This is a genomic window from Mycobacterium sp. NPDC050041 (assembly GCF_049541695.1).
Taxonomy (GTDB): domain Bacteria; phylum Actinomycetota; class Actinomycetes; order Mycobacteriales; family Mycobacteriaceae; genus Mycobacterium.
Genome location: NZ_JBMVDG010000002.1, coordinates 449,772 through 462,889, shown reverse-complemented (window position 1 = coordinate 462,889; position 13,118 = coordinate 449,772). Strand labels below are relative to the sequence as shown.

The following is a 13,118-nucleotide window of genomic DNA, read 5'->3' as shown; positions in this document are numbered from 1 at the left end:
TCGGACAGCCGCGGTCACGCCGGTGAGCTACGCTTCGCTCGCACTCGATAGGTTTGCGGTGTTGTCGCGGTGTTCCGCGTTTCCACTCCATGGAGGTCAATTCATGAAAGCCAGCGGCATAACTGGAGCGGTGGCTGCCGCCGCCGTCCTCGGGCTCGCCCTGTCCGGCTGCGGCTCGGACACCGAGCCCGCCGCCTCGAGTGCCAGCAGCGCCACCAGCAGTGAGAGCGCCCCGAGCACACCGTCTTCGGCGGCGGCCGCGCCCGGCAAGCTGCGCATCGCGCCACGCGACGAGGACGCCGCAGGCGCCAATCCCACCATCGCCAGCTACATCGCCGACAACGGCATCAAGGAGTCGGCGGTGAAGATGGGCGAGCCCGGCGCACCGGTGATCAACCTCCCGATCCCGGAGGGTTGGGTCACCGCCGGCGATCAGACGCCCGAGTGGGCCTACGGCGCAATCGCCTACACCGGGCCCGAATCCGCCGACTACCAGCCGTCGATCGTCGCGCTGGTGTCGCGACTCGAGGGCGACGTCGACCCGCAGGCCATCATCGACCTCGCGCCCGGCGAGCTGAAGAACCTGCCCGGATGGTCGGCGATGAACGAGGGCGAAACGACCACGCTCGGCGAGTACCCCGCCTTTCAGCTGGGCGGAACGTGGGTGCAGGACGGGGTCACCAAGCTGGTCGCCCAGAAGACCGTCGTGATCCCGGGTCCCGACGCCCTCTATGTGCTGCAGCTCAATGCCGACTCACTCGAGGATCAAGCCATGGTGCTGGCCCCGGCGACCATGGCCATCGACGACGAGACCACCATCACCTTCTGAGGTTGTCTCCTCAGCTCTCGCGGATCCCGTCGAGCCGCCTGCTGGCCTCCTCGAAACCCGTCACCAGTTCGGCGATGATGTCGGCGACGGGCCGGATCTCGTTCATCCGGCCGACGATCTGGCCCACCGGCATCGACACGGTCGCGGGGTTGTCGGACTCGTTCATCCGCTGATGCGCCTCGCTGACGAGGATGTTCTGCAACGGCATCGGCAGCGGCTCCGGCGCGTCGGGTGCGTCCCACGCGTCGGTCCACTTCGTCTTGAGCAGCCGGGCCGGCTTGCCGGTGTAGATGCGGCGCCGGACGGTGTCGGCGGACGTCGCGGTGAGCATCGCCTCCTGGATCACCGACACGCCGGACTCACGGCGAACGCCGAGATCGTACTCGGCGGACGTCAGGAATGCCGAGCCCATCCAGACGCCCTGGGCGCCGAGGGCGAGCGCCGCGGCCACCTGGCGACCGGTGCCGATGCCGCCTGCGGCCAGCACCGGGGCCTTCCCGCCGAGCGCGTCGACGATCTCCGGCCAGAGCACCATCGAACCGATCTCACCGGTGTGACCGCCCGCCTCGTGGCCCTGCGCGACGACGATGTCGACACCGTTCTCCGCATGGCGCAGTGCGTGTTTGGCCGAGCCGGCCAGCGCAGCCACCGGCACCCCGGCCTCGTGCGCCTGGTCGATCACGTCCTTGGGCGGCGAGCCGAGTGCGTTGGCGATGAGTTTGATCGGGTGCTTGAGTGCCACCTCGACGTGGCTGCGGGCCACCGAATGCAGCCATCCGAGAACACCTTCGGAGCGCTCCTCGTCCTCGGGCAGCGGCGGCACGCCGAGGTCGGCGAGCGTCTTGTCGACGAAGTCGCGATGGCTCTGCGGGATGAGCTTGTTGATGTCGACGGACGTGCCCTCGGTGGGAATCTTCGCCGGCATGACGATGTCCACGCCGTAGGGCTTGCCCTCGGTGTTCTCGTCCATCCACTGCAGGACGTTCTCGAGCTCGTCGGCCTCGTTGAAGCGCACACATCCGAGCACGCCGAGGCCGCCGGCACGGGTGACGGCCGCCGCCACCTTCTCCGACGGGGTGAAGACGAAGATCGGGTACTGGATGCCGAAGCGATCACAGAGCTCTGTCCTCATGCGTGTCACGCTCCTGCTGCCACGTGCTTGGCGTGTACCTCGTCGGCGGTGCGCTCCTCGGTCAGGTCCTTGGCCCACCGGTAGTCCGGCTTGCCCGCGGGCGACCGCTTGATCTCGTCGACATACCAGAGGCTGCGCGGCACCTTGTATCCCGCGATCTCCTTGCGGACGAACGCGTCGAGGTCGGCCAGCGCCGGGCGGCTGTCCTTCCGCGGATGCACCACGGCGGCGACGTGCTGACCGAAGCGGGGGTCGGGCACCCCGACCACGAGAGCGTCGAACACGTCGGGGTGTCCCTTCAGCGCGGCCTCGACCTCTTCCGGGTAGATCTTCTCGCCGCCGCTGTTGATGGACACCGACCCGCGGCCGAGCATCGTCACAGTGCCGTCGGCCTCGACCTCGGCGTAGTCACCCGGGATCGCGTACCGCACACCGTGGAAGGTCCTGAAGGTCTCGGCGGTCTTCTTCTCGTCCTTGAAGTAGCCGACCGGGATGTGACCGCACTTGGCGATGATGCCCCGCTTGCCCGATCCAGGCACCACCTCGTTGCCGTCCTCGTCGAGCACCTTGGTGTTCTTGTCGATCGTGACGCGCGGGCCTCCGGTGTGCGACTCCCCCTTGGCCACCACACTGGTGCCGCCGAAGCCGGTCTCCGAGGATCCGATCGAGTCGGTGATGATGCGGTTGGGCAGCAGTTCGAGGAACTTCTCCTTGATGCTGGTGGAGAACAGCGCCGCGGTGCTGGCGAGCAGGAACAGGCTCGACAGGTCATAGGTGTTGCCCTTGCCCTGTTGCGCCAGAAGCGCATCGAGAAGCGGGCGCGCCATCGCGTCGCCGGTGAAGAACAGCAGGTTGACCTTGTGCTTCTCGATGGTCCGCCACACCTCGTCGGCGTCGAATTCCGGCACCAGCACGACGGTCTGCCCGGAGAACAGGGCCATCCACGTCGCGGACTGGGTGGCGCCGTGGATCATCGGCGGGATCGGGTAGCGGATCATCGGCGCGTTCGCGGCGGCCTGCTTGGCCAGGTCGTACTCGTCGGCGATCGGCTCACCCGTCGCGAAGTCGGTACCGCCGAACAGGACCCGGTAGATGTCCTCGTGGCGCCACATCACGCCCTTCGGGAACCCCGTCGTGCCGCCGGTGTACAGCAGATAGATGTCGTCCTCGCTGCGCGGGCCGAAATCGCGTTCGGGCGAAGCCTGTTCGAGAGCGGCGGAGAACTCGACGCCACCGTAGCGCTGGAAGTCGTCGTCGGACCCGTCCTCGACCACCAGGATCGTCTTGACGTTCGGCGTCTCCGGCAGCACGTTGGCCACCCGGTCGGCGTAGCGGCGCTCGTGCACCAGCGCGACCATGTCGGAGTTGTCGAACAGGTACTTCAGTTCGCCCTCGACATAGCGGAAGTTGACGTTGACCAGGATGGCGCCCGCCTTGACGATGCCCAGCATCGCGATCACGATCTCGATGCGGTTACGGCAGTACAGCCCGACCTTATCGTCCTTCTTCACCCCCCGGTCGACCAGGTAGTGCGCCAGCCGGTTGGCCTTCTCTTCGAGTTGGCCGTAGGTCAGCGTTTCGTCGCCGCTGATCAGGGCGACACGGTCAGGCACGGCGTCGACGGCGTGCTCGGCAAGATCGGCGATGTTCAGGGCCACGATGCCTAAACTAGAACGTGTTACATTTCGTGACAAGTCTGTGGTTGATCGGCAGGAAGGCGGATACCTGTGAGCGAGCCGGAAAAGGGCCCCGACGCCCTCATTGAGCAGCGCGGACACACTCTGATCCTGACGCTCAACCGACCCGAGGCGCGCAACGCGCTCTCGACCGAGATGCTCTCGATAATGGTCGAGGCCTGGGACCGCGTCGACAACGATCCGGAGATCCGGACGTGCATCCTCACCGGCGCCGGCGGCTACTTCTGCGCGGGCATGGACCTCAAGGCCGCGACCAAGGCGCCTCCCGGCGATTCCTTCAAGAGCGGCGCCTACGACCCGTCGCGCATCGACGGCCTGCTCAAGGGTCGCCGGCTGACCAAGCCGCTGATCGCGGCCGTCGAGGGACCCGCGATCGCCGGTGGCACCGAGATCCTGCAGGGCACCGACATCCGCATCGCCGGCGAGAGCGCCAAGTTCGGCATCTCCGAGGCCAAGTGGAGCCTGTACCCGATGGGTGGGTCGGCGGTGCGCCTGCCGCGCCAAATCCCGTACACCATCGCCTGCGACCTGCTGCTCACCGGCAGGCACATCACCGCCGCCGAGGCCCTGCAGTACGGCCTGATCGGCTACGTCGTCCCCGACGGCACCGCGCTGGAGAAGGCGCTCGAGATCGCCGAGGTGATCAACAAGAACGGCCCGCTCGCCGTGCAGGCCATCCTGAGGTCGATCCACGAGACCGAGGGCCTGCACGAGAACGACGCGTTCAAGATCGACACCAAGATCGGCATCGAGGTGTTCATCAGCGACGACGCGAAGGAGGGCCCGCGGGCGTTCAAGGAGAAGCGGGCACCCAACTTCCAGATGAAGTAGGCACCTTGGTCGTGCGCCGAACGTGCGGTCAGTGCGAAAATCCGGGGCGGAATCTCGCACTGACCGCACGCTCGGTGACATGTCGGCCCATGTCGGCACACTTCGGCCATGGAGAAGCCGTTCATCGGGGGTGAAGCGCTGACCGGCGGTGTGCTCACCCGCCATCAACTCCGCAGTCGTCACACCGCGGTGTATCCGGGCGTCTACCTACCTGCAGATGCGGAGATCACTGCGCGGCTGCGTGCTGAGGCGGCGTGGCTGTGGTCACGACGTCGAGGAGTCCTCGCCGGCCGGTCTGCGGCGGCGATGCACGGTGCCAAGTGGCTCGATAGCCGAGTGCCGGCCGAATTGCTCTGTGGGAATCGGCACCCGCCCCGAGGCATACGCACGTGGGCCGACGCCGTCGCCGATGACGAGCTGACCACGATCGACGGCATGGCCGTGACAACTCCGGTCCGCACTGCCCTCGACCTGGCACGCCGCAACCCGCTGCAGCGTGCCGTCACCGAGGTCGACGCACTGGCGAATGCCACTGACCTCAAGGTCGCCGACGTCGAACTTCTCGCCGAGCGGTATCGAGGCCACCGCGGGATCCGGGCGGCGCGTCGGGCTCTCGAGCTCGTCGACCCGGGCGCCGAATCGCCGCGGGAGACGTGGCTACGACTGCTCGTCATTCGCAACGGCTTTCCGCCGCCGACCACGCAGATCCCCGTCCGCGACCGGCACGGCGTCCTGGTGGCCGTGCTCGACATGGGCTGGGAGGACATCAAGGTCGCGCTGGACTACGAAGGCGCCCACCATAGGGGTCCGATCCGCTTCAACAAGGACATCCACCGCCACGACGCCGTCACGGAACTCGGCTGGGCGGACATCCGGGTGACGTCCCAGGACACCGAAGGGGGCATCGTCCGCCGGCTACAGGCCGCCTGGGCTCGCCGAGTGTGAAGCGTTGGCGAGAATTCGGCTCGAATCCCGCCACAGTTTCACACTCGGCACACTCGGCGCGCAGGACTCAGAGCACCCGCGCGGTCGGCGTGAACACCACCGGCATCGCCTCCGGCCCGCTGACGAAGTTGGCCGCCCGCAGCGGCACCTCGGCGCCGTCGGCCAGACGCAGGTCGGGCAGCCGCTGCAGCACCTTGGTGAGCATCAGCCGCAGCTCCAGGCGGGCCAGCTGATTGCCCAGGCAGAAGTGCGTACCGAAGCCGAAGGCCAGGTGGCTGTTCGGATTCCGGTCGATCCGGAAATTCTCGGGATCGCCGAACACCTCCTCGTCGAAGTTGGCCGCCTCGAACATCAGCATCAGCTTCTCGCCCTGCTTCAGCTCGGTGCCGTGGAACTCCGTGTCGGCGGTCAGCGTGCGGCACATGTTCTTCACCGGCGAGGTCCAGCGCAGGGTCTCCTCGATCGCGCCCGGCAGCTTCTCCTCGTCGGCGCGCAGGCTCTCCCACTGGTCACGGTGGCGCAGCAGCTGCTCGGTGCCGCCCGACAGCGTGTGCCGGGTGGTCTCGTCGCCGCCGATCAGGATCAGCAGCGTCTCCATGACGATCTCGTCGTCGGCCATCCGGGAGCCCTCGACCTCGGCGTGCACCAGCACCGAGAAGAGGTCGTCGGTGGGTTCGGCCCGCCGCTTGGCGATCACGTCCATGGTGAAGGCGGTGTAGGCGGCGAATGTATCCATCAGCTTCTGCACGGTCAGCTCGTCGACGTGCGAGCTCAGGCCGCACACCAGGTCGTCGGACCACTGCAGCAGCATGTCGCGCTCCTGGGGGAGCACGCCGAGCATGTCGCCGATCACCGCCATCGGCAGCGGCGCCGCGATGTCGCGCACGAAGTCGCACTCGCCGCGTTCGCAGACCGCGTCGATCAGGGTGTCGCAGAGCCGCTCGATCGACGGCACCTTGTCCATCACGCGCTTGCGGGTGAAGCCGGAATTCACCAGCTTGCGCCGCAACACGTGTGCCGGATCGTCCATGTCGATCATGTACGGCATGCCCGGCTGGTCGGGACGGATGCCGCCGGTCGACGAGAACAGCTCCGGGTTGCGCTCGGCGTCGAGCACCGCGGCGTGCGTGGTTGCCGCGGCCAGGCCGTTGCGGTCGCGGAACACCGGCTGGTTGGCCCGCATCCACCGGTAGGCCTCGCGGGCGGCGGGGCCGTCTGCGTAGAAGTTGCCGTCAGCCAGGTCGACGTCGGGCTTGGTGGTCGAGAGCGTCTGTGTCATCGGATCTCCTGGGCGTCGCCGAAGGTCATCTCGACGTTGCCAGACGATTGGCTGGCGAACGCCCGTTTGGGCAGACCGAGGGACCGTAGCTCGTCTGCGTAGGGATGGTCACCGAGCCGCAGCCGCGCGCCGCCGGGGCGGACCCGCATCCCGGAGTTCCGCATCTCCCAGGGGATCTCGCGGGTCACGCCGTCACGGTGGCTGAAGGTGGTGAGCACCTGCGGCTTGGCGGTCAACGCCGAGGGGATCGGCACGCCGCCGCCGAATTCGATGCCCGCGATGAGCTTGCCGTGCTCGCTGACGTCGAACTCGAATCCGCCCGTTTCCCGCACGGAGAAGTCGGCCATGATCTTCGGGAAGCCCCAGATCCGTTGTCCTGCTTCGAGGGTGAAGCCCTGGTTGACGGGAAGGTGGTGGATGAACGCAGCCGCCGACTGCAGCGACGCCAGCCCCTTGAGCGTCTTGCCCGGCGGGCTCACCATCACGGCCGTGCCGAACTCGTGGTACTTCCCGAGGTCGCCGTCGTGATACCGGACCAGCATCAGCATCGTCACCGCGCGGCCCGGCCGCAGCTCGAACACCCGCAGCCCGCTGTAGTCGATCATCCGCTGCGCGGCGGACGCGTCGACGGAGAACATGGCGACGTGGGTGTCGGCCCTGCGGATCCGCACCGGCATGGTCAGCGTGGTGCCCTGGATGGTGTACGTGGAGCTCTCCCCTGAGACAGGGGTGGTGTCGGTCACACGATGAATCTAGAACGTGTTCTAGACAGCTTGCAAGAAGTGTCTACTAGACCAGGGCGGCGAGATCGCGGATCTGCTCGGTCGAACGCGCGCCGATGACCATCATCGTGACGCCGGAGGCCTCCCACGCCTTGATCTGCTCCTCGACGAACGCCAGGTCACCGACGATCGCCGAGTCGTCGACCAGCTCGTCGGGGATGGCCTTGGCCGCCTCGTCCTTGCGGTCCGACCGGAACAGCCGCGTGACGTCGTCGACCACCTCGGAGTAACCCATCCGGCGGTAGACGTCGGCGTGGAAGTTGGTGCCTTCGGCGCCCATGCCGCCGACGTACAGCGCCAGGTGCGGCTTCATCAGCTCCATCACCGCCGGCCGGTCGTCGGTGACCACCACCTGCGCCGTCGCGCAGATCTCGAAGTCCTCGCGGGAGCGGCGCGCGCCCGGCCGGGCGAAGCCCTCGTCGAGCCACTCGTTGTACATCCCCGCGATGCGCGGCGAGTAGAAGATCGGCAGCCAGCCGTCGCAGATCTCGGCGGCGAGCGCCACGTTCTTCGGCCCCTCGGCGCCCAGCATCACCGGGATGTCGGCGCGCAACGGATGGGTGATCGGCTTGAGGTTCTTGCCCAGTCCGGTGGTGCCCTCGCCGGTCAGCGGCAGCGGGTAGTGCGGGCCGTCGCTGTGCACCGGCGCCTCCCGCGCCCACACCTGGCGCAGGATGTCGACGTACTCCCGGGTGCGCGCCAGCGGCTTCGGGAACCGCTGGCCGTACCAGCCCTCCACGACCTGCGGCCCCGAGACGCCCAAGCCGAGGATGTGCCGCCCGCCCGACAGGTGGTCGAGTGTCAGGGCCGCCATGGCGCACGCGGTGGGCGTACGCGCCGAGAGCTGGATGACCGACGTGCCCAGCCGCATCCGGGTGGTCTCGCGACCCCACCACGCCAGCGGGGTGTAGGCGTCCGAGCCCCACGCCTCGGCGGTGAACACGGTGTCGAAACCGGCGTCCTCGGCCGCCGCGACGAGTTCCGCGGCGTTCTCCGGCGGCTGTGCGCCCCAGTAGCCGAGCTGCAGTCCCAGTTTCATCAGTGCCACCCTGTTCTTGAAACCATAGTTAGAACCTGTTCTACTCGATGCCGTGACCGCCAGCCAAAGCAGCCCGGCCCTGATCGACCAGCATGAGAAGCCGCTCTCCGCGCCGCTGAGACTGTCTTTCGACTACACCCGTTCAGTCGGACCACTCCTCGGTCAGTTCTTCACCGCACTGCGCTCGCGGCGCATCCTCGGCGTGCGCGGCACCGACGGGCGCGTGCTCGTGCCGCCGGCCGAATACGACCCGGTCAGCTACGAACAGCTGACGGAGATCGTACCGGTGGGCGAGGTCGGCACGGTGGTGTCGTGGACGTGGCAGCCGCAGCCGCTGGAGGGCCAGCCGCTGGACCGTCCGTTCGCGTGGGCGCTCATCACGCTGGACGGCGCCGACACCCCGATGCTGCACGCCGTCGACGCCGGATCGTCCGACGCCATCAGCGCAGGCGCCCGGGTGCGCGTGCACTGGGCCGACGAGCCGGTGGGCGCGATCACCGACATCGCCTACTTCGAGCTCGGCGACGAGGCCGAGCAGCACCCCGACGTCGCCGACGACCGCGAACCGGTGACGGTGCAGGTCTCCCCCAGCAGCATCGAGATCCAGCACACCGCGTCGCTGCCGGAGAGCACGTTCCTGCGGGCGCTGGAGGAGGGCAAGCTGCTCGGCGCTCGCACCGGCAAGGACGGCAAGCTGTATTTCCCGCCGCGCGAGGCGGATCCGGGCACCGGCCGACCCACCACCGAGTTCGTCGAACTGCCGGACAAGGGCACCGTGACGACGTTCGCGATCATCAACATCCCGTTCGCGGGTCAGCGCATCAAGCCGCCGTACGTGGCGGCCTACGTGCTGCTCGACGGCGCGGACATCCCGTTCCTGCACCTGGTCACCGAGATCGAGGCCGCCGATGTGCGGATGGGGATGCGGGTGCAGGCGGTGTGGAAGCCCCGCGAGGAGTGGGGCCTCGGCATCGACAACATCTCGCACTTCCGGCCGACGGGTGAGCCCGACGCCGAGTACGACACCTACAAGCACCACCTCTGAGGGGCGCGAACACAATGACTGGCTCGAATGATGTTGCAGTGGTGGGCTTCGCGCACGCCCCGCACGTGCGCCGCACCGACGGCACCACCAACGGCGTCGAGATGCTGATGCCGTGTTTCGCCGAGCTGTACGCCGATCTCGGCCTCAAGCAGACCGACATCGGTTTCTGGTGTTCGGGGTCCTCGGATTACCTTGCCGGCCGGGCGTTCTCGTTCATCTCCGCGATCGACTCGATCGGTGCCGTGCCGCCGATCAACGAGTCCCACGTCGAGATGGACGCGGCATGGGCGCTCTACGAGGCCTACATCAAGATCCTCACCGGTGAGGTCGACACCGCGCTGGTGTACGGCTTCGGCAAGTCCAGCGCAGGCGTCCTGCGCCGTGTGCTGGCACTGCAGACCGATCCGTACACCGTCGCCCCGCTGTGGCCCGACTCGGTGTCGATGGCCGGCCTGCAGGCCCGCCTCGGGCTCGACGCAGGCAAGTGGACCGCCGAGCAGATGGCCCAGGTGGCGCTCGACTCGTTCGCCGTCGCCGAGCGCACCGACCGCGAGCAGCCCGCCGAGAGCATCGACGAACTGCTCGCGCGGCCGTACTTCGCCGACCCGTTGCGCCGCCACGACATCGCGCCGATCTCCGACGGCGCGGCCGCGATCGTGCTGGCCGCCGGCGACCGCGCCCGCGAGCTGCGCGAGAACCCGGCCTGGATCACCGGATTCGAGCATCGCATCGAGACGCCGATCCTGGGCGCCCGCGACCTGACGACGTCCCCGTCGACCGCGGCGTCGGCGAAGGCCGCCACGGGTGGCGATGCCGGATCGATCGACGTCGCCGAGCTCTACGCGCCGTTCACCCATCAACACCTGATCCTCAAAGAGGCGATCGGGCTGAACGGCTCGACGAAGATCAACCCGTCCGGCGGTGCGCTGGCCGCCAATCCGATGTTCTCGGCGGGCCTCGAGCGCATCGGCTTCGCGGCGCGGCACATCTTCGACGGGTCCGCACAACGGGTACTCGCTCATGCGACGAGTGGCCCTGCATTGCAACAGAATCTGGTCGCAGTCCTGGAAGGCCGGTAACACGATGGGTAAGCAACTCGCGGCGGTGCTGGGCACCGGCCAGACGAAGTACGTCGCCAAGCGCCAGGACGTGTCGATGAACGGGCTCGTCCGAGAGGCGATCGACAGAGCGCTCGCCGACTCGGGATCGACGTTCGACGACATCGACGCCGTGGTGGTCGGCAAGGCGCCGGACTTCTTCGAGGGCGTGATGATGCCCGAGCTGTTCATGGCCGACGCCGTTGGCGCGACGGGCAAGCCACTGATCCGGGTGCACACCGCCGGTTCGGTGGGCGGGTCCACCGGTGTGGTCGCCGCGTCACTGGTGCAGTCCGGCAAGTACCGGCGCGTGCTGACGATGGCCTGGGAGAAGCAGTCGGAGTCGAACGCCATGTGGGCGTTGAGCATTCCGGTGCCGTTCACCAAGCCCGTCGGCGCAGGGGCGGGCGGATACTTCGCACCACACGTGCGCTCATACATCCGCCGCTCGGGTGCGCCGACGCACATCGGCGCGATGGTCGCGGTGAAGGACCGCCTCAACGGCGCCAAGAACCCGCTGGCCCACCTGCACCAGCCGGACATCACGCTCGAGAAGGTGATGGCCTCGCAGATGCTGTGGGACCCGATCCGGTTCGATGAGACGTGCCCGTCCTCCGACGGCGCCTGCGCGATGGTGATCGGCAACGAAGAAATCGCGGATCGCCGTGTTCAGGAAGGGAATCCGGTCGCCTGGATCCACGCGACCGCGCTGCGCACCGAACCGCTCGCCTATTCGGGTCGCGACCAGGTCAACCCGCAGGCCGGCCGGGACGCCTCGAAGGCGCTGTGGAAGGCCGCAGGCATCACCAGCCCGATCGACGAGATCGACGTCGCCGAGGTGTACGTGCCGTTCTCGTGGTTCGAGCCGATGTGGCTGGAGAACCTCGGCTTCGCCCCCGAGGGTGAGGGCTGGAAGCTCACCGAGGCCGGCGAGACCGCGATCGGCGGTCGCATCCCGCTCAACCCGTCGGGCGGTGTTCTGTCGTCCAACCCGATCGGCGCCTCGGGCATGATCCGTTTCGCCGAGGCCGCGATCCAGGTGATGGGCAAGGCGGGCGAGCACCAGGTGCAGGGCGCCCGCAAGGCCCTCGGCCATGCCTACGGCGGCGGTTCGCAGTACTACTCGATGTGGGTCGTCGCGGCCGACAAGCCCGCCTGACGCACGCAGGGCAGCGGCGCGGCCGGTGACGGCTAGGTTGGGGCGGACGCGTCAGGGCGGACGATCGACCCGACCCCGAGGAGAATCTCCGTGCGAGTGCTCAGGACCCTGCTGGCCGTGGCGCTCCTCGCCGCGGCGGCACCGGCCGCGCCTGCGGGCGCCGACCCCGCAACCGTCGCCGCCGCGGTGGATCGCGCCTTCGCCCCGCTGATGGCCGAACACGGGATCCCCGGCATGGTGGTCGCCGTCAGCGTCGACGGCCGCAGGCAGTTCTTCACCTACGGCGTCGCGGCGCGGGACACCGGGGCGCCGGTCACGCCCGACACGCTGTTCGAGATCGGTTCGGTGAGCAAGACCTTCACCGCCACCCTGGCCGGATACGCGGCCGAGGGTGGTGTCCTGTCGCTCGACGACCACCCGGGCCGGTACCTGCCCGCGCTGCGCGGCGCCGCCATCGACGCCGCCACGCTGGCGAACCTCGGCACCTACACCGCAGGGGGACTTCCGCTGCAGTTCCCCGAGACGGTCACCGACGCCGCCACGATGACGGAGTACTTCCGGCAGTGGCGCCCGACCGCACCGCCGGGCCGGATCAGGCAGTACTCGAACGCCAGCATCGGGTTGCTCGGGCACCTGAGCGCGACGGCGATGGGCCGCGACTTCACCGAGGTGATGCAGACCGACATCATGCCCGGGCTCGGGTTGCCGCAGAGTTTCGTGCGGGTGCCGCCGCAGGCGCAGAACGCCTACGCCTGGGGATACGACAAGTCCGACAGACCCGTGCGGGTCAATCCGGGCGTCTTCGACGCCGAGGCCTACGGCGTGAAGTCCACCGCCACCGACATGATCCGGTTCGTCGAGCGCAACATCTCCCCCGACGGCCTCGAGCCCCGGTTGCGCCGGGCCGTCGAGACGACGCACGTCGGCCGCTACCGCGTCGGCCCGATGGTGCAGGGACTGGGCTGGGAGCAGTACCCGTATCCGGTCACCCTCGACCAGCTGCTGGCGGGCAACTCCACCTCGATGGCGATGGACCCCCATCCCGTGGCCGCCCTCGCCGCTGAGCAGCCCGGCGCGCCGACCCTGTTCAACAAGACGGGGTCCACCGACGGCTTCGGCGCCTACGCCGCCTTCGTGCCGCAGCGCGGCATCGGTGTCGTCATGCTGGCCAACAAGAACTTCCCCATCGCCGCGCGGGTCACCGCCGCGCACGCCGTATTGGCCGCCCTGGATGGCGGGTGAGCAGTTCAGAAGGCTGCGGACCTGGGTATGCCGCAGGTCAC

At 68.3% G+C, this 13,118-nt stretch carries 12 protein-coding genes; 7 read left to right on the top strand and 5 right to left on the bottom strand.

All coding sequences use genetic code 11. The annotated features are described in order from the left end of the window. Positions 1–103: 103 nt before the first annotated feature. Entirely contained in the window at positions 104–829 is a 726-nt protein-coding gene (locus ACPCHZ_RS07500; protein ID WP_423484169.1) for an LpqN/LpqT family lipoprotein, read from the top strand. Between the two features lie 10 nt (positions 830–839). Here the strand turns inward: ACPCHZ_RS07500 and ACPCHZ_RS07495 are convergent, their stop codons facing one another. Both ACPCHZ_RS07495 and ACPCHZ_RS07490 read right to left on the bottom strand, forming a co-directional pair. Then, a complete protein-coding gene (locus tag ACPCHZ_RS07495) occupies positions 840–1,961 on the bottom strand; it encodes an NAD(P)H-dependent flavin oxidoreductase (protein ID WP_423484168.1) in 1,122 nt (373 codons plus the stop codon). A 5-nt stretch (positions 1,962–1,966) separates the two neighbouring features. After that, positions 1,967–3,619, bottom strand: coding sequence for an acyl-CoA synthetase (locus ACPCHZ_RS07490; protein ID WP_423484167.1), 1,653 nt, complete (start codon positions 3,617–3,619; stop codon positions 1,967–1,969). A gap of 69 nt (positions 3,620–3,688) precedes the next feature. Between ACPCHZ_RS07490 and ACPCHZ_RS07485 the strand changes: the two genes are divergently transcribed. Next, positions 3,689–4,489: a crotonase/enoyl-CoA hydratase family protein gene (locus tag ACPCHZ_RS07485; protein ID WP_423484166.1), complete on the top strand. Its 801-nt coding sequence runs from the start codon at positions 3,689–3,691 to the stop codon at positions 4,487–4,489. 108 nt (positions 4,490–4,597) lie between these two features. Next, a complete protein-coding gene (locus ACPCHZ_RS07480) occupies positions 4,598–5,434 on the top strand; it encodes a hypothetical protein (RefSeq protein WP_423484165.1) in 837 nt (278 codons plus the stop codon). A gap of 67 nt (positions 5,435–5,501) precedes the next feature. Here the strand turns inward: ACPCHZ_RS07480 and ACPCHZ_RS07475 are convergent, their stop codons facing one another. The 3 genes from ACPCHZ_RS07475 to ACPCHZ_RS07465 all read right to left on the bottom strand — a co-directional run bounded on the left by ACPCHZ_RS07475 (position 5,502) and on the right by ACPCHZ_RS07465 (position 8,534). Further along, positions 5,502–6,713 (bottom strand): cytochrome P450, encoded by a 1,212-nt coding sequence (locus tag ACPCHZ_RS07475; RefSeq protein WP_423484164.1) that lies wholly within the window; start codon positions 6,711–6,713, stop codon positions 5,502–5,504. After that, on the bottom strand, positions 6,710–7,390 hold the full coding sequence (locus ACPCHZ_RS07470) for an acetoacetate decarboxylase family protein (protein WP_423484676.1): 681 nt from the start codon (positions 7,388–7,390) through the stop codon (positions 6,710–6,712). Before ACPCHZ_RS07470 ends, ACPCHZ_RS07475 begins: the two co-directional genes overlap by 4 nt. Positions 7,391–7,502: 112 nt before the next feature. Further along, positions 7,503–8,534 (bottom strand): LLM class F420-dependent oxidoreductase, encoded by a 1,032-nt coding sequence (locus ACPCHZ_RS07465; protein WP_423484163.1) that lies wholly within the window; start codon positions 8,532–8,534, stop codon positions 7,503–7,505. 52 nt (positions 8,535–8,586) lie between these two features. Here ACPCHZ_RS07465 and ACPCHZ_RS07460 point away from each other — a divergent pair, with 52 nt between their 5' ends. The 4 genes from ACPCHZ_RS07460 to ampC all read left to right on the top strand — a co-directional run bounded on the left by ACPCHZ_RS07460 (position 8,587) and on the right by ampC (position 13,077). Continuing rightward, positions 8,587–9,579 carry a Zn-ribbon domain-containing OB-fold protein gene (locus ACPCHZ_RS07460; protein WP_423484162.1) on the top strand — a complete coding sequence of 331 codons (993 nt, stop codon included), beginning with the start codon at positions 8,587–8,589 and terminating at the stop codon, positions 9,577–9,579. 14 nt (positions 9,580–9,593) lie between these two features. Continuing rightward, positions 9,594–10,658, top strand: coding sequence for a thiolase domain-containing protein (locus tag ACPCHZ_RS07455; RefSeq protein WP_423484161.1), 1,065 nt, complete (start codon positions 9,594–9,596; stop codon positions 10,656–10,658). Positions 10,659–10,662: 4 nt separating this feature from the next. Further along, complete coding sequence (locus ACPCHZ_RS07450) at positions 10,663–11,835, top strand: thiolase domain-containing protein (protein WP_364975899.1); 1,173 nt, start codon at positions 10,663–10,665, stop codon at positions 11,833–11,835. Positions 11,836–11,925: 90 nt separating this feature from the next. Continuing rightward, positions 11,926–13,077 carry a class C beta-lactamase gene (gene ampC / locus ACPCHZ_RS07445; protein WP_423484160.1) on the top strand — a complete coding sequence of 384 codons (1,152 nt, stop codon included), beginning with the start codon at positions 11,926–11,928 and terminating at the stop codon, positions 13,075–13,077. Positions 13,078–13,118 lie beyond the last annotated feature (41 nt).

What these genes read in the sequence shown, in the direction of transcription:
- ACPCHZ_RS07500 (WP_423484169.1), top strand. Translation starts at nt 104, where the DNA reads ATGAAAGCCAGCGGCATAACTGGAGCGGTGGCTGCCGCCGCCGTCCTC.
- ACPCHZ_RS07495 (WP_423484168.1), bottom strand. Translation starts at nt 1,961, where the DNA reads ATGAGGACAGAGCTCTGTGATCGCTTCGGCATCCAGTACCCGATCTTC.
- ACPCHZ_RS07480 (WP_423484165.1), top strand. Translation starts at nt 4,598, where the DNA reads ATGGAGAAGCCGTTCATCGGGGGTGAAGCGCTGACCGGCGGTGTGCTC.
- ACPCHZ_RS07475 (WP_423484164.1), bottom strand. Translation starts at nt 6,713, where the DNA reads ATGACACAGACGCTCTCGACCACCAAGCCCGACGTCGACCTGGCTGAC.
- ACPCHZ_RS07470 (WP_423484676.1), bottom strand. Translation starts at nt 7,390, where the DNA reads ATGCCGGTGCGGATCCGCAGGGCCGACACCCACGTCGCCATGTTCTCC.
- ACPCHZ_RS07465 (WP_423484163.1), bottom strand. Translation starts at nt 8,534, where the DNA reads ATGAAACTGGGACTGCAGCTCGGCTACTGGGGCGCACAGCCGCCGGAG.
- ACPCHZ_RS07455 (WP_423484161.1), top strand. Translation starts at nt 9,594, where the DNA reads ATGACTGGCTCGAATGATGTTGCAGTGGTGGGCTTCGCGCACGCCCCG.
- ACPCHZ_RS07450 (WP_364975899.1), top strand. Translation starts at nt 10,663, where the DNA reads ATGGGTAAGCAACTCGCGGCGGTGCTGGGCACCGGCCAGACGAAGTAC.